The sequence below is a fragment of the Psychrobacter sp. APC 3279 genome (assembly GCF_030407795.1).
Classification (GTDB): Bacteria; Pseudomonadota; Gammaproteobacteria; order Pseudomonadales; family Moraxellaceae; genus Psychrobacter.
Map to the genome: position 1 here is coordinate 127,271 of NZ_JASDCR010000009.1, position 21,308 is coordinate 148,578.

General features: G+C 42.9%; 20 protein-coding genes. 17 read left to right on the top strand and 3 right to left on the bottom strand.

The features are described 5' to 3' along the window. The first annotated feature begins 19 nt into the window (after positions 1-19). A complete protein-coding gene (gene kdsB, locus QL898_RS06590; RefSeq protein WP_290176232.1) occupies positions 20-1,297 on the top strand; it encodes a 3-deoxy-manno-octulosonate cytidylyltransferase in 1,278 nt (425 codons plus the stop codon). Here the strand turns inward: kdsB and QL898_RS06595 are convergent. Next, on the bottom strand, positions 1,276-2,256 hold the full coding sequence (locus tag QL898_RS06595; RefSeq protein WP_290176233.1) for a hypothetical protein: 981 nt from the start codon (positions 2,254-2,256) through the stop codon (positions 1,276-1,278). The genes kdsB and QL898_RS06595 overlap by 22 nt on opposite strands. Positions 2,257-2,401: 145 nt before the next feature. Between QL898_RS06595 and galE the strand changes: the two genes are divergently transcribed. From galE to QL898_RS06615, 4 genes are all read left to right on the top strand, one after another. Beyond that, positions 2,402-3,460, top strand: a complete 1,059-nt coding sequence (galE, locus tag QL898_RS06600; protein WP_290176234.1) for a UDP-glucose 4-epimerase GalE — start codon at positions 2,402-2,404, stop codon at positions 3,458-3,460. A 69-nt stretch (positions 3,461-3,529) separates the two neighbouring features. Further along, positions 3,530-4,414: a UTP--glucose-1-phosphate uridylyltransferase gene (locus QL898_RS06605; RefSeq protein WP_290176235.1), complete on the top strand. Its 885-nt coding sequence runs from the start codon at positions 3,530-3,532 to the stop codon at positions 4,412-4,414. 3 nt (positions 4,415-4,417) lie between these two features. Next, positions 4,418-6,097 carry a glucose-6-phosphate isomerase gene (pgi, locus tag QL898_RS06610; RefSeq protein WP_290176236.1) on the top strand — a complete coding sequence of 560 codons (1,680 nt, stop codon included), beginning with the start codon at positions 4,418-4,420 and terminating at the stop codon, positions 6,095-6,097. Between the two features lie 37 nt (positions 6,098-6,134). Continuing rightward, positions 6,135-7,520 (top strand): UDP-glucose/GDP-mannose dehydrogenase family protein, encoded by a 1,386-nt coding sequence (locus QL898_RS06615; RefSeq protein WP_227679351.1) that lies wholly within the window; start codon positions 6,135-6,137, stop codon positions 7,518-7,520. 102 nt (positions 7,521-7,622) lie between these two features. Here the strand turns inward: QL898_RS06615 and QL898_RS06620 are convergent, their stop codons facing one another. Then, complete coding sequence (locus tag QL898_RS06620; RefSeq protein ID WP_290176238.1) at positions 7,623-9,110, bottom strand: phosphomannomutase CpsG; 1,488 nt, start codon at positions 9,108-9,110, stop codon at positions 7,623-7,625. Between the two features lie 138 nt (positions 9,111-9,248). On the opposite strand from QL898_RS06620, the gene mazG reads away from it, so the two are divergent. From mazG to yjgA, 8 genes are all read left to right on the top strand, one after another. After that, positions 9,249-10,115: a nucleoside triphosphate pyrophosphohydrolase gene (gene mazG, locus QL898_RS06625; RefSeq protein ID WP_290176239.1), complete on the top strand. Its 867-nt coding sequence runs from the start codon at positions 9,249-9,251 to the stop codon at positions 10,113-10,115. Continuing rightward, positions 10,099-10,473: a ComEA family DNA-binding protein gene (locus QL898_RS06630; protein WP_201548722.1), complete on the top strand. Its 375-nt coding sequence runs from the start codon at positions 10,099-10,101 to the stop codon at positions 10,471-10,473. Before mazG ends, QL898_RS06630 begins: the two co-directional genes overlap by 17 nt. Positions 10,474-10,639: 166 nt before the next feature. After that, complete coding sequence (gene pcnB / locus QL898_RS06635; RefSeq protein ID WP_290176240.1) at positions 10,640-12,859, top strand: polynucleotide adenylyltransferase PcnB; 2,220 nt, start codon at positions 10,640-10,642, stop codon at positions 12,857-12,859. A 1-nt stretch (position 12,860) separates the two neighbouring features. Then, positions 12,861-13,382: a 2-amino-4-hydroxy-6-hydroxymethyldihydropteridine diphosphokinase gene (gene folK / locus QL898_RS06640; RefSeq protein WP_290176241.1), complete on the top strand. Its 522-nt coding sequence runs from the start codon at positions 12,861-12,863 to the stop codon at positions 13,380-13,382. A gap of 120 nt (positions 13,383-13,502) precedes the next feature. Beyond that, the gene (panB, locus tag QL898_RS06645; protein ID WP_290176243.1) at positions 13,503-14,303 is read left to right on the top strand and encodes a 3-methyl-2-oxobutanoate hydroxymethyltransferase; all 801 of its coding nucleotides are present in this window, start codon (positions 13,503-13,505) and stop codon (positions 14,301-14,303) included. Positions 14,304-14,351: 48 nt separating this feature from the next. Then, on the top strand, positions 14,352-15,254 hold the full coding sequence (gene panC, locus QL898_RS06650; protein WP_290176244.1) for a pantoate--beta-alanine ligase: 903 nt from the start codon (positions 14,352-14,354) through the stop codon (positions 15,252-15,254). Positions 15,255-15,305: 51 nt separating this feature from the next. Beyond that, entirely contained in the window at positions 15,306-16,271 is a 966-nt protein-coding gene (gene rapZ / locus QL898_RS06655) for an RNase adapter RapZ (protein WP_201579301.1), read from the top strand. A gap of 49 nt (positions 16,272-16,320) precedes the next feature. After that, positions 16,321-16,833 carry a ribosome biogenesis factor YjgA gene (gene yjgA, locus QL898_RS06660; protein WP_057757930.1) on the top strand — a complete coding sequence of 171 codons (513 nt, stop codon included), beginning with the start codon at positions 16,321-16,323 and terminating at the stop codon, positions 16,831-16,833. A gap of 183 nt (positions 16,834-17,016) precedes the next feature. On the opposite strand, the gene QL898_RS06665 is transcribed toward yjgA, so the two are convergent. Beyond that, positions 17,017-17,637 (bottom strand): thiol:disulfide interchange protein DsbA/DsbL, encoded by a 621-nt coding sequence (locus tag QL898_RS06665; RefSeq protein ID WP_102091399.1) that lies wholly within the window; start codon positions 17,635-17,637, stop codon positions 17,017-17,019. Positions 17,638-18,142: 505 nt separating this feature from the next. On the opposite strand from QL898_RS06665, the gene ubiG reads away from it, so the two are divergent. From ubiG to QL898_RS06685, 4 genes are all read left to right on the top strand, one after another. Further along, positions 18,143-18,985 (top strand): bifunctional 2-polyprenyl-6-hydroxyphenol methylase/3-demethylubiquinol 3-O-methyltransferase UbiG, encoded by an 843-nt coding sequence (gene ubiG / locus QL898_RS06670; protein ID WP_290176245.1) that lies wholly within the window; start codon positions 18,143-18,145, stop codon positions 18,983-18,985. A gap of 67 nt (positions 18,986-19,052) precedes the next feature. Further along, positions 19,053-19,763, top strand: coding sequence for an HAD-IA family hydrolase (locus QL898_RS06675; protein WP_290176246.1), 711 nt, complete (start codon positions 19,053-19,055; stop codon positions 19,761-19,763). A 75-nt stretch (positions 19,764-19,838) separates the two neighbouring features. Next, complete coding sequence (locus QL898_RS06680) at positions 19,839-20,675, top strand: YciK family oxidoreductase (RefSeq protein ID WP_290176247.1); 837 nt, start codon at positions 19,839-19,841, stop codon at positions 20,673-20,675. Positions 20,676-20,824: 149 nt separating this feature from the next. Then, on the top strand, positions 20,825-21,091 hold the full coding sequence (locus QL898_RS06685) for a DksA/TraR family C4-type zinc finger protein (RefSeq protein WP_101204603.1): 267 nt from the start codon (positions 20,825-20,827) through the stop codon (positions 21,089-21,091). Positions 21,092-21,308: the final 217 nt, after the last annotated feature.

A 21,308-nucleotide genomic window follows, 5' to 3' on the forward strand; every position in this document is an offset into this window, starting at 1 on the left:
ATATTTAAAGGTGTATTAGATGGACTCTGTTGCAATTATTATCCCTGCACGCTATGCGTCTTCGCGATTTCCCGGTAAGCCACTTGCTGATATTTTGGGTAAACCGATGATTCAGCATGTATATGAGAAAGCTCAATCAGTCAAAAATGTTGAAGTGATAGTAGCAACAGATGACGAGAGGATATTCGAGACAGTTGCAAATTTTGGCGGTAAAGGGGTGTTGACTGGTTCAACTCATATTTCAGGTACCGATAGACTCGTGGAAGTGATGAGTAAGGTGGATGCTGATTTATATATCAATTTACAAGGTGATGAACCCTTAGTACGTTCTGATGATATTGAAATGTTGATTAACGCCATGCGTAGCGATGAGTCCATTGAAGTTGGAACACTTTATCACTCTATCCATGAACGCCAAGCTCAAGATCCCAATACCGTTAAAGTGGTTACATCACATAGCGGCCGTGCGTGCTACTTTAGTCGCTCTCCAATACCTTTTATTCGAAACAACGATGTACAAACTAACTATAAGCAGCACGTTGGTGTATATGCCTATCGCAAGTCTGTCTTAGAACGATATGCGCAATTACCTGAATCTAATGTCGAGTCAGCAGAGCAATTAGAACAATTAAGATTATTAGATAGCGATATAGATATTTATGCGTTTGAAGTAATGAAGACAGGGCCTGGTGTAGATACTCCTGAAGACCTTCAAAAAGTAATCGCTATTCTTCAAGGTAAACAGTCCGAGAGTGAAAAGTCTTTACTCTCCAATATCGATCTTGTTATTACTGATATTGATGGCGTATTAACAGATGGTGGAATCTACTATGACGAACATGGTGAATGTATGAAGCGCTTTCATGTACGTGATGGTTTAGGTATCAAGCTGTTACAACAGGCAGGTATTCAAGTAGCTGTACTATCAGGTAAAGACTCTAAACCCTTGCGCAAAAGAATTTCTGATTTGGGCATTGATATTTTTATGCTAGGTATCAAAAATAAAGAAGTAGCCTGTAAGGAAATTATTAAGCAGGCAGGCACTACCAAAGTGAATACTGTGTATATCGGAGATGACACCATTGATTTACCAGCTTTTATTAGTTGTGGTGTTGCAGTGGCTGTCGCTGATGCTCCTGAATACGTCAAAGCTAAATGTGATTTAGTGCTGGAGACCAAGGGTGGTTTTGGCGCTTTACGTGAAATAGCTGATAAAATCTTGATTGAGCAGGGTTACTCTAAGTTGATAGAAGATTCTACTACATTCTTGAAAATTCATGCCAATGTAACACAATGATTTTGTTTGCTATATAGGTAGCATAATAGAAAGTACTGATGTCTAGTAGCTTCTGTTTTACAAAGGTTTTCATAAAAAGGTCGCCCTAATACGGTGACCTTTTTGTCTCTAAGTAATGCCTCAAATCCACCTAACGATGTGATTGTATAAACATGATCGATGGTTTCCAATGCATCAACCAAATGAATAGATTGAGTGAGGACAAGGCAATCTAGCTCGATGAGTGTACTAACGATGTTAGGGTTATCTAACGTCATCGGATGTGGTTTAACGATTATTTGAGCGTTAGGATTCTCTTTAATCGCTTTCTTCACTACATCAAGTAAAGTAATACCCTCACCGCTACCGTATTTCAGTGAGTCATCATGTGGTACTTGACCTAATACCAGAATACGTTCTTTATTCTTAGTACCATATATTGGTGCGACATCGACATAAGGTTGATGATTATATTTGCTCACTCTATGAGATACATAATAATCAAGCATCTCTTGTGCTAGCACCTCATCATAGTTATCCTGCTCAAAGTCAAAATTTGCAATGAGGTCTGTCAGATCGTTTGGTCGCGTTGTGTCAAAGTATGGCGCTTGGCTATCCATTACAATAGATAATGGTGGCGCGCTACTATCATCATCAGGACCTGAACGGATAAAACCATCTTCTAGGAAAAAAACGTCTACACCTTGCTCGCGGACATACTCAATAAAGTATTGAGGCGCTTTATAGCCCCAAATATAGATGACAGGATTTACCTTTTGGATAAAAGGTTTGAGCCAAAGATCAAAATATTGCTTATCAAAGTGTCGTTGTATTTGTACATGTGCCGACTCAAACACCCATTCGTTGACGATATTTTTCCATGGCAGCATACCAACCACTAGCGCCAAACGCTGGTTAGGGTAGCGATAGTGTTTATAGTAACCTGACAATAGTGGCTTGAAGTAGTTATTGAATTTCATGACGTGGTCGATGGCTTGGGTTGGTAGCGGAAGATTGGATATATATTATTAATATATTTACGTTGGCAATGTATTATAGTTCCCAGTATAGTTGCATTTATGAGCAAAGACGAATAACTAATTCATAAAGTAATGGATCGATGTTATGAAAAATAAAATATTAGTTACTGGCGGTGCTGGATATATCGGTTCGCATACTTGTATAGCATTGCATGAAGCAGGTTATGAAGTTGTGGTATACGATAACTTATCTAATAGTAGCCGTGAGGCGATTAACCGTGTCTCTACTCTCATTGGACAGACAATTGAGTTTATCGAAGGGGATGTTCGAGATGCTGAGTTACTCAGAAAAGTTTTTGCTTCGCATGAATTTTTTGGCGTGATTCACTTTGCTGGGTTAAAAGCAGTTGGAGAGTCAGTAGCAAAGCCATTGCTGTATTATAATAACAATGCTGGCGGCACCATAACCTTATTAGAAGTTATGGCAGAATATAGCGTTAAGAATTTAGTTTTTTCATCATCTGCCACTGTCTATGGTGACCCTGAAATTCTGCCTATCGATGAGAAATCAAAGCGCGCTTGTACCAACCCTTATGGTCAGAGCAAGCTGACAGTTGAACATATCTTGGAAGATTTAACTGTATCCGATGACAGTTGGAGCCTGATTGCTCTCAGATATTTTAATCCAGTAGGCGCGCATCCATCAGGACAAATTGGAGAAGACCCCAATGATATTCCTAATAACTTGATGCCTTATATTTCTCAAGTGGCTATCGGTAAACTCAATAAGCTCAGCATCTTTGGTAATGACTATCCTACTATCGATGGAACAGGTGTCCGTGACTTTATTCATGTTACTGATTTGGCGCAAGGTCATGTGGCTGCACTAAATTATCTAGATAAACAAACCAGACCAAGTGAAGATGGTACGGCGCAAAACTCAGTAGGCTTTTTACCTATTAATTTAGGAACTGGCAAAGGTACGTCTGTATTAGAATTAGTATCTGTATTTTCTGAGGTATCTGGACAGACTATTCCTTATCAGTTTACAGATCGCCGTGTGGGTGATATTGCGAGTTGCTACGCCAGTGCCGATAAAGCAAAAAACCTGTTGGAGTGGCAAGCTGAATTATCGATTGCTGATATGTGTCGAGATACATGGCATTGGCAGAGCATGAACCCGAATGGATACAATTTGTCTTGATACTTGTTAAACTATCTTTATTTATCTACTGCCTCATTTTCACTTAACTTTTGAAACAGTCTTATTTATATGAAAAAAATTACTCACGCTGTTATTCCTGTCGCAGGCTTTGGTACTCGTATGTTGCCATTGTCGAAGTCTGTACCAAAAGAGTTGTTACCGCTTGGCAATCGTCCTGCTATTCACTACGTGGTTGAAGAGGCTATCGCTGCGGGTATTAAGCATATTGTCTTAGTCGGTCATGCGCAAAAGAGCGCGATAGAAAACTACTTTGATATCAATGCGGAATTGGATAATCAATTACGTCATAAAGGTAAAGACGAGCTGGCTGATAGCTTAAATTGGTTGCCAGAAGATGTGACGGTATCGATGATACGTCAAGGTAAAGCGTTAGGTTTGGGACATGCGGTACTGGCAGCGCGACCAATCATCGGTGAGCATGACTTTGCCGTATTGTTACCTGATGTCGTGCTTGATCCATTTACCACTGATATGTCAGCTGATAATTTGGCCTTTATGTTAGATGCCTTTGCTACAGATGGTCACTCACAGATATTGGTCGATCAAGTAGCGGATGAAGACGTACATAAGTATGGTATCGCTCAACTAGATGAAAAGCTCAGCAATACTAATGACATTGATGAAGAAGTAAATACTAATGCTAGCTTTAAAGTGGCTGGTTTTGTAGAAAAACCTAATCTAGATGATGCCCCCTCAAATCTGGCCGTCGTAGGGCGCTATGTATTTAGCAACCATATCTTTGATTACTTAGCCAATACTAAAGCATCTGTCGGTGGTGAGATTCAGCTGACAGATGCGATTGATGCGCTCATTAGTGAATATGGTGTCCATGTCACGACCATGCGTGGTGATAGCTACGATGCAGGCGATATGCGCTCGTATATGCAGGCGTTCATCTACTTTGCCGAGCAGCAATTAGCAGATGATGAATAGCTGATGGAAGAGATAAAGGGCGATAAGGCATATAGCAGTGCTCGACATTCTAAATACTGGCAGCAACTACAGACGCTTGCAAAGCATCCATGGTCGCTTGCACAGCTATTCTCGCAAGATGATAAGCGTGCCAAGCATTTTAGCGCGCAGGCTGGTGCGCTGTATATGGATTTTAGTAAGCAGCGTATTGATCAGACAGTATTGTCTAACTTGCTAAGTTTGGCCGATAGTTGTGAGCTGGATACTCGTATTGATTCATTACTGCAAGGGGCGATGGTAAATACCAGCGAGCAGCGTGCTGCGTTGCATACAGCGCTACGTTTGCCAGCGACAGCGACATTACAAGTCGATGGACAAAATATTGTCGCTGATGTACATCATAGTTTGGCACAAGTAGCGCGCCTATCTGAGCGCGTGCGCAATGGTACATGGCGCGGGTTTTCGGGCAAGGCAATTACAGATGTTGTCAATATCGGGGTTGGTGGTTCTGATCTTGGCCCACTCATGGCGACTACAGCGCTTGATGAATGGGCAGATACCAGTATTGAGGTGCATTTTGTCTCCAATATGGACGGTACGCAGCTTGACAATCTACTCAAGCATTTAAACCCTGAGACCACACTATTTATTATTTCTTCCAAATCCTTTGGTACGGTTGACACTTTATCGAATGCTAAGACAGCATTATCTTGGCTACTTGCGACGGCAAAACTCCGTGCAGGCACAGAAGATAGTGTATTGCGTCGACACTTTATCGGCATCTCAGCCAATAGTGAAAAAATGAGGGCTTGGGGAATTCATCCTGAGCATCAGTTGCAACTTTGGGAGTGGGTTGGCGGTCGCTTTTCTTTATGGTCGGCGATTGGCCTTGCCATTGCTATTCGTATCGGTATGAATGGCTTTAAGGCATTATTAAGTGGCGCTCATAGTATGGATGAGCATTTTGCACAAGCTGACTTTGCCGACAATTTACCCGTACTGTTAGGCTTGCTAGCTGTTTGGAACAGTACTTTTTTACAAGTAAATGCGCATACCGTATTGCCTTATGATGGTAGGCTAGGCTATCTACCCAGCTATCTTACCCAGCTAGAGATGGAGAGTAATGGTAAGTCTGTTACTCGGAACGGGGATCATATTGACTATGATACGTGTCCAATTCTATGGGGTGAAATTGGCTCAAATGCACAGCATGCATTCTATCAGCTGCTGCATCAAGGCACGCAGCAGGTCTCCTGTGACTTTATCGCTTGCGTACGTCGCTACGGTGATGAGGCGCGAAACTCATCATTGCAACAACAGCACGAATTGTCTTTAGCGAATTGTCTGGCGCAAAGTCGAGTATTGGCATTTGGCAATGCGGCTGTAACAGATCTGGCCGATCCAAAGACAGTATCTTATGCGGATAAATATAAGTACTACCATGGGAATCAACCGTCAACCACATTACTGATTGATGAGCTGACGCCGCATAGCTTAGGCGCATTGATAGCGCTTTACGAGCATAAGGTCTATGTCATGGCCAGCATTTGGGATATCAATCCGTTTGATCAATGGGGCGTCGAGATGGGCAAGCAAATGGCAGACTCCGTACACCATGCTATGCAGCACATGCAAAAAGATGCTCAAGGTCTATTCGATACGTCTACTGACCAATTATTACAGCGTATTAAGCAGCTGTCTTAGTAGTATTGATACGTCAATAATATAGGAAAGCACGCTCATGGAGACGGCTTTAGATGGTAGCCATATGAATAAATACAATAATGAATCTGAACCAAACCAATTAACTGACTCTACAGTTTGTGTGCTTATTGGTCACAGTATAGAGGCGATTACCAGTGCAGTGGTGCTGGCAAGTCTTGGTCAGTGTGTGCATCTTTATGCAGACAAGGCGCTACTGACGCAGCAGATACAACAGTATAGTTTTGAGCATCATCTGCAAGCGCTATGGCAAATGTATGAGCAGCAGCAGGTTATTATTAGTAAAGCCCTACCAGCTAGTGCCGATATGCTAATAAAAGGTTATGAAGCAGTAGGCCATGACAAAACTGATGTTCAAAGTACGGTGACGCTTTATTGGTTGTTTTTAGACAGTGTCAAGCTAGCATGGACAGAAGACAGTTGGATTACCGCATTTAATCAAAGTCATCAGCAGGCGCTACCTGTGATTATGAGCGGCATTGAGCAATTAGGCCATGTAGCCGGTTTGGCTCAGCGTTTACAGCGTGCTTGGGTGTATTACGTGCCATTTGTATTCTTACAGGACGGCGATGCGTATAGCTCGATGTTGAACCCTTCATTATGGCTACTGGGTGAAAAGACAGTGAGTAGCAGCCAGCACTTGAATGTGTTGAAGCCTTTAATGCAGCACGCACGCGCTACTCATCATGCTGATATCGCAACGATAGAGTTTGCCCGTAGTAGCATCATGGCGATGCTAGCGACTAGAGTGAGCTTTATGAATGAGATGTCACGTTTGGCTGATAGTCAAAATGTAGATATCAGTCAAGTCAGTCGTATCATGGGATTGGATGAGCGGGTAGGCAGCAGTTATCTAAAAGCAGGGTGGGGATTCGGTGGTAATACTTTGCCTACCGAGCTGGCTAAATTGCAACAATCAAGCCGCACACACAGTTTGGATATGCCTTTATTACAATCTATTGTACATATCAATGAAGACCAAAAAGAGCTGATATTCCGTAAATTTTGGCAATATTTTGATGGTTTTATTGATAATAAAACAGTCATGATTTGGGGCGGTAGTTATAAATCAGGTTCAGGACGTACTGCTAGCTCAGCTATCCATCCGTTATTAGCATTACTGTGGTCTTATAATATTCGCACACTGGTTTATAGTGATAAGGCACAGCACGAGCTTGCTGAGCTTTATCAACAACAGTCATTGCTTGAGCTGATTGCTAGTCCTTATCATCAGCTTTGCGATACCAATGCTATTTTCATCATTAGTTGGTCACCACGAGATCAATTAGATATCGCCAAAATCAATCAGCAAGCCATGCCAGTATTTGATGCGCAAAATGCCCTGACACGCTCACAAATTAATAGCTTAGTAGGTGACTATATGGGTATTGGTCGAACTAAATAGTTTGGTTTAAGGTTTTCTGTGTATAGAAAAAAGGCTCGCTAACACTCATTAGCGAGCCTTTTTAGACTGACAATCAGAATTGTTTCTACTGGATTAATAACTTTATGCTGGTACGGCACCTTGCGTTGCTAGCCACTGCTCTATCTCTTGAATTTTAGCAGCCAGTAACGGTTGGTCGCCGCGACTTTCGATATTCAATCTGATAAGTGGCTCGGTATTCGAGGCACGTAGATTGAAGCGCCAGTCACCGAAATTCAGACTTAAACCATCGAGTGTTGATTTAATTGGTTGCTCGTTGCTGAATTTGGCTTCAATCGCGCTAATAATTGTTGGTGCATCATGAGTTGTGAGACGAAAGTTTAATTCGCCTGAGCTAGGATAGGCAGCAATATAGCCTGTGACCAATTCGGATAGTGTTTTACCAGTGATAGACAACAGTTCAATGGTCAATAACCATGGAACCATACCACTATCGCAATAGAAGAAGTCGCGGAAATAGTGATGGGCAGACATTTCACCACCGTACACAGCACCTGAGTCCCGCATGACTTGCTTGATAAATGAGTGTCCAGATTTACTAATGACAGCCTTACCGTTATGTTCCTCTATCACTGCTTCGGTGTTATAAATTACTCGTGGATCATAGACGATTGACTCGCTTGGGTATTTATTTAAAAATGCTTGAGCGAGCATACCGACGATGTAGCTACCATCGATAAACTCACCACGTTCATCAAATAAGAAGCAGCGATCAAAGTCACCATCAAAGGCAATGCCAAGATCCGCGTTATTTTCCAAAACGGCTTGCTGGGTAGCCACTCTATTGGCTTCAATCATTGGATTGGGGATGCCATTAGGGAAGCTACCATCTGGTGTATGATGCAATTTAATCACTTCAATCGGTGCATCTGCTTGTGCTAATTTATCGATTAATAAATCGACCACAGGACCTGCGCTACCATTGCCTGAGTTAACGACCAGTTTGAGTGGTTTTAGTTTATCAGTATCGATAAAAGTCATGACATGATCGATATACGCGCTTTTATCCGTCAATAACTGCAATTTGCCTGATTGATTATCCGTAGTGAACTGCCCAGATTCTGCCAGTGCTTGAATCTCTGCCAAACCATCATCAGCGCTGATTGGTTTTGAATGTTCTTTAACCAGTTTTAGGCCATTATAATTGATAGGGTTGTGACTAGCAGTTACCTCAATACCACCTAACGCCTGATAGTGACTGGTGGCAAAATATACTTCTTCAGTACCACTCATACCCAAGTCAATCACATCAACGCCTGCATCCATCATACCTGTGATAGCTGCTTGCTTTAACTGCTCACTAGAGTGGCGAATATCACTACCAATAACGATAGCAGGTTTTAAAGTTGCTACATCATCGGCTTGGGTTTGAGCTGCTGCCTGATAACGCTGATATAAAATCTGTGCGAACGCGCGCCCGATACGGTAGGCAATATTTTCATCGAGATTGACCCCAAGCTCACCGCGAATGTCATAGGCTTTAAATGAACTGATAGTAATAGGGTCGAATTTCGCGGCTGGTTGATAGTTGGTGGTCGCAGAAGTGGACATAATGATAAAGTTCCTCGCGCATGAGCAGTGGTAAAATGAAGTCGTCAGTAGCACAATTATAAGCCAAGCTGTGTTCAATGATACACTAACTATTAGACGTATCAGCAAACAACACATAAAAGGATAAGAGCCGCCCTTATGAATATTTCAGACAATAAAGTTACCGTGCCTGTACCAGTACAAGGAACACCAGAAGCCACTGGCCAGCTTGATGATTTGTTAGCGTTGATGGCACGACTAAGGACAGACTGTCCGTGGGACAAAAAGCAAACCAACCATAGCCTTATTCCGTATGCCATCGAAGAGGCTTACGAGCTAGGTGAAGCGGTACAAAGCGAAGATGATGAAGACATCAAAGGTGAGCTTGGTGATGTGCTGCTGCAAGTGGTGTTTCATTGTCAGATGTATGCGGAGCAAGGGCGCTTCGATATGAGTGATGTTATCAGCACTTTGCAAGAGAAGCTGGTTCGTCGTCATCCACATGTGTTTGAAGCCGAAACGCTCAAAGACGATGCGGCAGTAAAAGTACGCTGGGATGAGATTAAGCTCGAGGAGCAGCAGGCACGCGAAGCACGTGGTAAATCAAAACGTCGCTTAGATCAAGTTAAAGCAGGTAGCGCATTGATGCAGGCGCAGGATGTACAAAAGCAAGCGTCAAAGTTGGGTTTTGATTGGGAAGGTATTGCAGGTGCCGTAGATAAGTTAGACGAAGAGATTGCTGAGCTAAAACATGAGCTAACAGATAAGTCTACAGCCGAGGTTAAAGCCAATATCAGCGAGGTCGAAAAAGAATTAGGCGACTGTATGTTTGCACTGGTCAATGTCGCACGCAAATTAAATTTGGATGCAGAGGCGGCTACCTTAACCTGCGTGCACAAGTTTAAATCTCGCTTTGGTTACATTGAAACGCAATTGGCTGCTGCTGGCAAGCAGTTAGAGGACAGCGATATAACAGAAATGGATGCACTGTGGGAAGCGGCGAAACAGCATGAACGCTCATCGTAAATTTTCACTTGTCAGCTTACTGACGACCACAGTTTTTAGTCTCCTATTGTCTGTGGTCGCACTCAATAACGCCAATGCAGATCCTTGTTTTGACGACCCTAAACGTGCCTATGAGTATTTAATCGCAAAAGAAAAAGCTATTACACAAGCGCGTGAACAGAAAGTCATTAATATCAATCGAGCCAATGAAGGCGAGCTAGTTTCGTTAGATGGTATCGGCAGCAGTAAAGCGCAGGCGATAATTTTATATCGTGACATGTTTGGCGGTTTTAAGACAGTGGATGAGTTAGCCAAAGTGAAAGGTATCGGTGCAAAAACAGTCGAGAAAAACCAAAGACGTTTAAGCGTGCGCGATTAATGATGGTGTTTTGCATTAATTAACCCTAATATTGACAAAATAGCATGTAAGTAAATGTCATAACACCCCCAGTAGGTCCAAAATTTGTTAAACTAGCGGGTACATCCGCCTGATAAACGCTGTGTTATTCAGGGGTAGTTAAAGAATACCGGCGAGGAGTAGATGCATGGCCGAGCGTGCCGCCAAGCAGTTAGAACTGAACAAATCTGAATTACCCAATTCCATTACTGAAGTGATTGCCACATTGACCCGTGCTGGGTTTGATGCGTATATCGTCGGTGGTGGGGTGCGCGATACTTTATTAGGTCTGCGCCCGAAAGACTTTGACGCTGTCACCGATGCCAAGCCACATGAGATTAAAGATGTCTTTGGTAAGCGCTGCCGCATTATCGGTCGCCGCTTCCAGTTAGCGCATGTATATTCAGGTCGTGAGCTGATCGAAGTTGCTACTTTCCGTGGGCCACCAACCAGTGATGCCAATACCAATCAAGATGGTATGATTTTGCGCGACAATGTTTGGGGCGATATCCAACAAGATTTCTCCCGTCGCGATTTCTCTATTAATGCGCTTTATTATCAACCGCTCAAAGGCATCGTTCATGATTTCTGCGGCGCGCTTGATGATATTGACAACAGAATCATTCGTCTATTGGGCAATGCGCCAGTACGTATCGAAGAAGATCCTGTGCGCTTGCTCCGTGCCTTACGTTTCAAAGCCAAGTTAGGTTTTGAATTTGATGAAGCGTTGTCCGAGCAGTTCAATGACGGGAACTGGGCGCTGCTTGAGCAAATATCACCGCATCGTCTCTATGATGAAACGCAAAAGATGTTTACTGGTGGCTATCTAGTACCCCTGTTGCCATTATTGTTTGAATCAGGTGCGATTGATAGTCTCATTATCTATCCACCGTCTGAGCCAAGTGCTTTAGTCAATCAGGTAGCTATCAATACCGATAAGCGTATTGCAGCGGGCAAGAGTATCAACCCTGCGTTCTTCTATGCTGCCTTACTGTGGGAAAATTACCTACATCAATTAGCAAAAGCTAAGAAACGTAATATGCCGTTTGCCGAAGCGCAAATGCATGCGGCTGGCAAAGTCATCGACCGTCAGCGTATCAAAACCGCTATTCCGAAATTTGCTGAGCAATTCATTCGAGATATCTGGATATTGCAGCCAAAACTTGCAGCCCCACGTAGCAAACAGATCTTTCAGCTATCAGAGCATCCGCGTTTCCGTGCGGGCTTTGACTTTTTGTTATTGCGTGAGCAATGTGGCGATGCTGAGCATCCGCTATCAGAGTCAACCAACGATATGGGTGACTGGTGGCAGACGTATCAAACCTTATCTGAACAAGAGCAGCAGCAAGCAATTGATGAATTTGACGAAAATATTCGCCGAGGTGCTTATAAAAAAGGGCAACGTGGTCGCGGACGTAATCGTCAAGAATCAAAAACACAGACTACTGATAACGCAGCACCTAATCAGAACAGTACAAAGCAAAATAAAGCCGATGACCGTGCTGAAAAAGGTAGAAATGATCAAACAATGGTAAATGATTCGTCAAATATTCCAGCCCGTCGTCGCCGCGCTGCCAGTCAGTCTAAAGCTGGCCGCAATGACAGTAGCAGACACAACGTGCAGCAAGTAGAGCAAGACAATAATGAGCTTGCTCAGCTACAGCAGTTGTCTCTTGCTAATAACAAACAATCGGCAAGTCAACAGGCAAAGCCTAAGCCATTATTTGTTATAGAGCACGAGAATGTTGTGCCGCCATTGCAGAAGCAACTGTCAGCTGATGATACGTTGAAGCACAGCAAAGCACCTGTAAGAAAGCCACCATCAACCAATCAAGATGCACCAAAGCAAGCGGTTAAGTCTGAACGCTCAAATAATGTTCAGCCGTCTAATACTGACCAGCCAGAAGCTCAGGCATCAGCTAGACCAACTCGCTCGATCGCAAGATCACCTGCGTTAGTCAGTATGAATAACGAGCCGATCCCGCATAAGCGTCGCCGTCGTCAACCTACTGTAGATAGTGCGAGCAATATCGAAGTACAAGGCAATAGCGATGTGAAGGGTAGTAATAGCAAAGCACAGCCAGCAGCGAAGTATGTGAAAAAAGCGCCTAAACCTGCAGTTGAATCGACTAATAAAAGCGATACTAAAAGTGTAAAGGAAGTAGGTAGCAAGGCAGTAGATAGCAAAGACGCTACAAAAACTGCTGCGCCTGCGAGAGCCAAGAGATCGGTGAAAGCAACTACTGCAAAGGCTGCTAAAGCGAAGCAAGATACGAATGATCAGATGCCTGCTGTGAAAGTCACTGATAACAAAGGCCCTGTACCGTCGAAGCGCCGCCGCCGTCAGCCTAGTACTGAAAGCGCATAATATGGATAACAGTACAGATAATAGTAACTGGGTTACCTGTTATGTGGGCTTGGGTAGCAACCTCGCTAATGAGCTGGGTTCACCTACCGATCATTTGCAGCAGGCGCTTGCAATGATGCAAGCACATGAGCAGGTACGTGAGGTAAGTGTCTCTTCTTTTTACGCTTCAGCACCGATGGGTCCGCAAGATCAGCCGGATTTTGTTAATGCAGTAGCTGGTTTTGAGACGACACTTACCCCTTATGAGCTTCTTACTTTTTGTCAGCAGTTAGAGGGCATGGCCAAGCGGGCACGTTTACGCCGTTGGGGTGAACGTAGTCTGGACGTTGATATTTTGCTATACGGCGAGACACAGATTACTGATCCAACACTGACGATACCGCACGCTGGCTTAAGTGAGCGCAATTTTGTCTTAATACCACTGCGAGAGTTGGCGCCAAATTTAACCATCGCAGGTAAGTTGATAAGTGACTATTCCCAAAGTCGCGATTGGACAGGTTTAACATTACTATCAAGCGATTGATTATAAGTAACTGATACTAAGGTGATAGATGATTGGGAGATTGGTCTAAGACATCTCGATCACAGCTAGAATAGTAGCAATATTGATAATCAAAGGCATTGCAGATTAATTGAGGGTCATATGACGACATTATCTACTCTAAATAAGTTTAAAAAAGACGGTACCAAGTTCACTTGCTTGACCTGTTATGACTCGATGTTTGCACGAATGATGGAAAAAGCCGAAATTGATACGATTTTAATTGGGGATAGCTTGGGCATGGTTGTACAAGGCCATGACTCAACATTACCTGTAACAGTTAAAGATATGGCTTATCATACTGCCAATATTGCCCGTAGTAATAAACACGCATTGATATTGGCTGACCTGCCGTTTATGAGTTATGTGACACTGCCAGAAGCCGTCGCTAATAGCCGCACATTAATGCAAGCAGGGGCGCATGTGATAAAAATCGAAGGTGGTAGAGAGCTGTGTGAATTGGTAACGACCTTGGCACAAGCAGGCACACCAACTTGTGTACATCTTGGTTTGACCCCGCAGTCTGTGAACGTGTTTGGTGGCTATAAAATTCAAGGCCGCGGTGATGAGGCGGCTAATAAACTGCTTGCTGATGCTAAAGCAGTCGTCGATGCTGGTGCTGCATTACTAGTGCTAGAGTGTGTTCCAGCCGCGCTTGCAAAAGCCGTTACTGAAGCTGTTGCCGTGCCAGTTATTGGTATTGGTGCTGGAGCCGATACTGATGGTCAGGTATTGGTTATGCATGACATGCTAGGTATGGCGCATGGTCGAGTGCCACGTTTTGTCTATGACTTCTTAACCGATGAACGCAATAGCGCACACAGTATCGAAGGTGCTTTTGCGCTCTATCAGCAGTCAGTACGCGAAGGTAGTTTCCCGACTGAGCAGCACCAATTTAGCTGATTTTGAAGTTATTGAACAACAGAACGTTTGAATAGAAGAAAACTAATCATGTCTCCAATTATTTATCATGATATCTCGTCACTACGTGAAGCGCTGCAGCCTTATCGTGGTCAGCAACGTGACAAACAAGACCGTCAGCAGCGCATTGCGTTAGTACCAACGATGGGTAATCTGCATGACGGTCATCTTGAGCTGGTAAGAATTGCCAAACAGCATGCAGATGTAGTGGTGGTCAGTATCTTCGTTAACCCTACTCAGTTTGGCGTTGGGGAAGATTTCGATAGCTATCCACGTACGCTAGATGCAGATGTGGCTAAGCTTGCGACAGTGAATGCAGATTATGTGTTTGCACCTAGCATTGATGCAATGTATCCAGTATTACCACCACCTACTGCTGTGTTGGCAGGGGTTGTTGCCAATCAGTTATGTGGTCAATCACGTCCTGGACACTTTGATGGTGTTGGTATTGTTGTCGCTAAATTATTCAATATCGTACAACCAGATGTGGCAGTATTTGGACAAAAAGACTATCAGCAGCTTGCTATCATTAAGCAGTTGGTACGTGACTTGAGTTATCCTATTAATATCATTGGTGCGCCTATCGTTCGTGCTGATGATGGCTTAGCGCTATCATCGCGTAATCAATACTTAAGTGCAAATGAGCGTCAAGTTGCCCCTGTATTACATCAAGCATTGCAAGAATTAGCGCAGAGTTTGAAAAGTACGGCTCTTAGTCAGCAAGCATTTGATAAGCTATTAGTAGATACGCGGACACGTATTAGTGACGCAGGTTTTATTATTGATTATCTGGAAATAAAGACTGAGGAGTTAGGTTCTGTCGTAAGTGACTCTAAAACCTTTAATACAGAGAACAAAAATATCGTTATTTTAGTCGCAGCATGGCTAGGAAAAGCGCGCTTGTTGGACAATCAGTTGGTAGTGGTAAATTAGCTTTTATGACATAGCAGTAGACTAGTTACAATAGACTTGGATGAGTAGATCATGGGTGTAAGTCAGGATCAAAATAGTAATGCGGCAGCAACGATAGCGGATCAGACGTCTACGAATAAGCTCAGTATATTGGTGGTCTCAGGGCGTTCAGGATCTGGTAAGACCTCAGTATTGAATATCTTAGAAGATCTAGGCTATTACTCTATTGATAATCTGCCGCTGTCTTTATTACCTAATGCTGCTCATAAACTGGTCAATGAAAGCGGCATTCATCGTATTGCGCTGGGTGTCGATATTCGAACGCCACGTGCTGATTTATCTAACTTTGCAGTGACATATGCTTCTCTTAAGGAAACCTATGGGTCGCATGCGGTACAGATTTTATATGTGACTGCACAAGAGAGTACGCTGATAGCTCGTTTTAACGCGACGCGCCGTGTACATCCGCTGATGTCTCAAGATATTGATAGTGACAATGCTAAGCATATTGCCTTTAATTTACCGGCTGCTATCAAGAAAGAAGTTGAGCTATTAGAGCCAATTGCTGGTCATGCTGATATTAGGATTGATACCAGTAGCCTAAATATTCATCAATTAAAAGACAGCTTGCGTGAACATATAGGCATGGACAATCAGATTGTCATCAATCTACTGTCTTTTGGTTTTAAATACGGTAGTCCTATTGATGCTGACTTTGTATTCGATGTTAGAATTTTACCGAATCCGCATTGGAACCCTGAGTTACGTGACTCGACAGGTCTGGATACTGAAGTAGGGGCATTCTTCTTAGATTATCCAGAAGTAGCAGAAATGATGGGTGATATTGATAAGTTTTTGACCCGTTGGCTACCGGAGTTTTTGCACAATAATCGTCATACGGTCACGGTTGCTATAGGCTGTACGGGCGGCAAACATCGCTCTGTTTTTATCACTGATCATCTACAACGCCGTCTTGCTGACGCTATGCCTAAAGGCGTGAAGGTATTGGCAAAACACCGCGAAAAAAGTCGCTGGTAGTGATATCAGACACTATTTAATTTATTAATTATTATTTTGGAAAGCTTTTATGATTGACTGGAAAGAACAGGATATGCGCGTCTCGCGCACAGAACTCAAAAAAGCCCATGAGCGCTTACAGCAGTTATCTATACCGCTTGCTAGCTTATCGAAAAAACAGCTAAAAGCCTTACCTGCCAGTGATTATTTTATGGCGGAGCTAATGGCATTGGCTGATATTACCAGTGCCAATGCCCGCAATCGTCAGACCAAACGTGTTGGCAAGCTGATGATTGAAGAGAATCGCCATGAGCTGATAAAGGCGTTATTTGATGCCTTCTTTCCTAAAGAGCAAGTCTCAAAAATAGAGAGCTGGTACGAGCGTCTAAATATCAATGATGAAGGTACGCTCAAGCAGTTTGTGAAGCAATATAAAGCTTCTGAGCACCACAGTATGTATCAGTTGCTGTTGTGGATAGAGTATGCCAAACATATGCAAGACGATGAGTTGCTGGCAGAATCTAAAGCAGATTTAGCGAGTTATATTCGTGAAGTGGCTATTTTGTCGCAGCTGAAAAAATAATACCTACACCAAGCTAGAAGGTTATTAATTGAAAGATTATTAGTTGACAGGTTAGTAGTTAAAAAATGAATAGCTAAAATGTTAAGATGCAAAAAAGCCAATCAATTTATGATTGGCTTTTTTGTGCATGACGTACGGATGTACTGTGCGTTATGTCTATTATTCAAGTATTTATTGCTTGAGTTATTTCTTTTCAGCACGGGCTTTGTCGACCAAGTAGTCGACGACTTTAGGTACTTTAGCACTCTCACCAGTGACTACATATTTGCCTTGCACCACCACAGCTGGTACGCCAGAAAGCTGATAACGTTTAGCGCCTTCTTGTGAGCGACCAATTTTTGTACCAACAGCGAATGAGTTATATAGGCTGTTAAATTTCTTTTCATTCACGCCTTTTGATGCATACCATTTGCTCAATGATGATTGATCAAACAGTTTTTTACCATCTTTGTGGATAGCATCAAATAATGCAGAATGAGTTTTGTCTTCGAACCCTAAAAGCTGAGCCGCATAAAAACCGCGTGCATTGGCTTCCCAAACAGGGTTAAGTGCCGCTGGTGTTTTGAAGAATACGACATCTTTGTCTTTAGTCTTTGCCCATTTTTCCATATGCGGATCAAGCACATTACAATGTGGGCAACCATACCAAAAGAATTCACGAACAATGATAGCATCACCGCTGATTTTCTCTGGGTTGTCTAGCACACGGTAATCTTTTCCAGCGACATAGTCTGCAGCTTGTGCGCCCATAGAGGCAAGTCCAATGGCCATGGCTAGACCAGTCAGTGTGATGACACGTTTCATACTTTATCCTTGAGGTGTGGAGACTTAGAATGGGTTAAGAGGTTTGTGTCTATATGGTTGTTAAACATGTGACACTCTAAAATATATAGCTTTTAAAGCGTCTAAACCAGACAGTGTCGAGTATAATCGAACAATAACAAAGTATCGACTATGATAACGTAAAATGTATGTACTTGTGAATCGCATTCTTAACCGATAGTTGTAAAGCTGTTAGCTATTATTTAAGGTATATTGCTTGTTACTTTTTGAATCTACTGTTTCTCAAGTGTCTGCTTTATTTCTATATGGAACTTAAGAGATTCAAAAGTATCAGAATGCGATATTGTCACAAGGATACGTATCTTTTCTATATCAAGATATTGCCCAAAAAACAGGGTAAAATTTAAGCCTATTCACAATCGGTGACGATGTGCTTACGACAAAACTGCTACTCTCATGCTAATATTAAGCACATAATCGTGCGCTGTAAACGATAATAACGATATTGACAATCAAGGAACATACCATGAGCTCTGCTTTAAATTCTTCATCAACTTCGAGTGATCAAAATAACAATAGCGCTTTCAATAGTACAGAGTCTACCACCATCAACGTGGATCCTAGCGAAGTCGAAAAATTTAATAACTTGGCGAGTGAGTGGTGGAGCAACACAGGGGCTTTTGCAACGTTACACGAGATCAATCCATTACGTTTAAACTGGATAGAAGAAAACGTCAAACGTGGCTATCAAAATGCTGCTAATAAAAGTGCTGCTAATAAAACCGCTGAGCAAGGACTTGCTGGCAAAAAAGTACTCGACGTAGGGTGCGGCGGCGGAATATTGTCAGAATCTATGGCACGCCGCGGTGCTGATGTGACAGGAATTGATTTAGGTACAGAAAACCTAAAAGCTGCTGCGTTACATGCAGAGCAAAGCCAGTTAGAGAATACGCTTCGCTATCAGCATATACCTGTTGAAGAGTTAGCAAAAACACATGCTGGTCAGTTTGATGTAGTGACTTGTATGGAGATGCTAGAGCACGTGCCAGATCCTAGCTCGATCGTGCAGGCTTGTTATGAGTTGTTAGCTCCTGGCGGTGTCTGTGTACTATCAACGATTAATCGCAATCCTAAGTCTTATCTGTTTGCCATCGTTGGTGCAGAGTATGTACTGCGGTTGCTTGATCGCGGCACCCATGACTATGCCAAATTTATCACGCCAGCAGAATTAGACAAAATGGCACTCAATACTGGATTTGTTCGTCAGGATATTATCGGTTTGCATTATAATCCGCTGACCAAACGCTACTGGCTTGCCCAAAACGTCGATGTTAATTATATGATAGCCGTACAAAAGCCACTGGTTTAATGCTGCAAACGTCCATTTATTTGCCATACTTTCACTAAACACGTCATCAATTTCAAGAGCATTCACTATGACCCAATTTGTAAAAGCTGTTTTATTTGACCTTGATGGGACATTAATCGATACTGCTGCTGATTTTGTTCGTATCATTGGTAAAATGAGTCTCGAAAATGATTGGCAGGCACCGCCTGAAGCGGAAATCCGAGAGCAAGTCTCTGCGGGCGCCTCAGCTATGGTGCAATTGATGCTAAGACATAACAATCAACTCGAAGTCAGCGAAGAAGCGTTGCTTGAGTTTCGTCATCAGTTCTTAGATGATTATGAAGCAGATATCTGTGTCGATAGCTGCGTGTTTCAGGCGCTTGAAGCGGTACTGACTGAGCTTGAAGCAAAAGGTGTGCCTTGGGGTATCGTTACCAACAAGCCACGTTATTTAGCCGAAAAGCTATTAAGTGAGATGCAACTGGATCAACGCTGTGCGGTTTTGGTCTGTCCAGATGATGTATCACGTACGAAACCAGATCCAGAGCCAATGTATATGGCGCTAGAAAAACTTGGTATTCCGCGAGGGGCAGCGGGCTGCGTAATCTATGTCGGTGACCATGTACGTGATATTGAAGCTGGCAACGCCGCTGGCATGCCAACGATTTTGGCCGCTTATGGATATATTCCACCTGAAGATCAAAAGTCTTTGAAAAAATGGGGCGCCGACTATATTACAGATACGCCTGAGCAGTTAAATAAATTGCTGCTATCGTCTGGTAAGTTTGAGTATTTGTAGACTGCTATATATCACCAGTTTTACAACCATAAGTACATATCCTCAACGATTTAATGATAAGTAGTGAGCAATGCCATGAGTAACAATAATAACCAACCAGTCGTTCCACAAGACAATAAAAAAACGGTTCAAAGTCCTATTCAGCCTTTGACTCATGATGACATTCGTAGCTTTGTACCGTCCAGTAATTGCCTAGATGGTAAGACTATTTTAGTGACTGGAGCAGGGGATGGTATTGGCCGTGTTGCGGCATTGACCTATGCTCGTTATGGCGCCACTGTCTTATTGTTAGGACGCACTAGCAGCAAGCTTGAATACGTCTACGATGAGATTGAAAGTCTTGGTGGTAAGCAGCCTGCTATGTTGCCTATGAACCTAGAAGGGGCGACTTACGCTGAAATGCAGCAGCTTGAAGGACTAATTAATAAAGAAGTCGGCCAGTTAGATGGCATATTGCATAATGCTGGTGTATTAGGACAATTGACGCCGCTTGAGATGTATGACGTCGATACTTTTGCCCAAGTGATGAAAGTTAATTTCACAGCGACTTTTATGCTGACTCAAGCGCTATTGCCATTGCTAAAAGATGCAGATCATGGCTCTGTTGTTTTCACCTCTAGCACTGTAGGTACACATCCTCGCGCATTTTGGGGTGCTTATGCACTCTCAAAACAAGCAGTAGAAGGTATGAGTGATATCTTTACTCAAGAGACTCAGAACACTACCAATTTGCGTTTTAACTGCGTTAATCCAGGTGGTACTCGTACCAATATGCGTGCGCATGCGTATCCAGGTGAAAATCCTATGAGCTTAAAAACACCTGAAGATATCATGGCAGGCTATGTCTGTCTGATGTGTGACGAGAGCATTGGCGTACGCGGTCAAGTCATTGAGCTACAACCTAAAGACTAGTAGCGAGGTTTGTAAATCGATTACGTCATTCTTTATTGACGGTTTTATAAACTATTGCAGGTTGCAATTAACTATAGCTAGCCCCATCTATTTGTTATTAAAGACATTTGTATTGTCTAATTATAATGAATAAAAAATAGGATAAGATTATGGCAGGTGGCTGGTCAAGAGATGGTGCTGAGCACGAACAAATGGATGCAACTGTAAATGATGCATTGGAGCGAGCGCGACGTTCGTTACCGACAGGTGTGAGTGCCGAGCTGTGTGACGAATGTGGTAAGCCTATTCCAGAGGCACGGCGACTGGCAGTGCCCGGTATTCAGCACTGCGTTAGCTGTCAGACGGAGCTTGAGCAGGAAGCAAAAGCAGCTGAGCTGTTTAATCGCCGTGGTAGTAAAGACAGTCAATTGCGTTAAAAAATAGTTAGGGCGTGTCCTCAATTCAATTGATAGTCATCTAAATGGGTTAAAAATGGCTAAATCTTGCCAAACGGCGTCAAATAGCTGACTAGGGCGTGTTGAACATTGGCGACAAATTAATGGCAAAAAAAATAGCGAACGGTTAATCTTTAAGCTCTCACACAAAAAAGATATCGTTCGCTATGCCTCGCACCATGCTCAAAGATGAACACTG